Origin of the sequence: Mesorhizobium sp. M7A.F.Ca.CA.001.08.2.1, from assembly GCF_003998455.1 — a bacterium.
GTDB lineage: Bacteria > Pseudomonadota > Alphaproteobacteria > Rhizobiales > Rhizobiaceae > Mesorhizobium > Mesorhizobium ciceri.
Window position 1 is genome coordinate 1 of sequence record NZ_RZPW01001385.1, and the last position, 624, is coordinate 624.

The 624-nt window shown below is 58.3% G+C and carries 1 protein-coding gene; it reads right to left on the minus strand.

Annotated elements, in window-relative coordinates; all coding sequences use genetic code 11:
- Positions 1 to 486, minus strand: a 486-nt coding sequence (locus EN914_RS37550) for an Hpt domain-containing protein (protein WP_206527355.1), incomplete at its 3' end; no start/stop codon positions are given.
- Positions 487 to 624: the final 138 nt, after the last annotated feature.

A 624-nucleotide genomic window follows, 5' to 3' on the forward strand; every position in this document is an offset into this window, starting at 1 on the left:
GAGGAGGTTCGCTGAAGAAGTCGTCGCCAGCTGCTCCAGGGCATCATCTGAAGTTGCGAAATCAGCTGCTGAATCTTGGGGCCTGGGCTTTGCCTCGGGGAGGGATAATTCCTCGAACTTCGCCAGAAAGGTTTCAACTTCTGAGTTGGCGGGCTCGCTCGATGATCCCGATGCGATCAATTTCAAAAGGTCACAGCCTTGCAGGAGCGCATCTATATGCTCTCGTCCCACTCTCACATTCCCACGTTGCGCGGCCACCAGGCAATCTTCCATCGCATTTGCGACTTTGACCGCGGGCATCAGGTCGATGATGCGGGCAGCTCCCTTTAGGGAATGCGCGGCACGCATGCATGCTTCCAGGGCATCGGCGGCAACGGGATTGCGTTCCAGTGCCAGAAGCCCAGCCGTTAGCGCTTGTGACTGCGTCTCCAGTTCGGCCTGGAAGAGGCTGAGCATCGAAACCTGGCTAAAGTCCTCATCTGTCATGCCATGCTCCGATCTAGCATCGTGAGCAGTTGTCCTGGGTCAAGACAGCCAACTGCCCGTCCCTGCCAGGGCAGAACGGCAACAGTAGCGGCCGACAGCGCCTTTCCGATCGTGTCTGGCACAGCGAGAGTGTCGCGC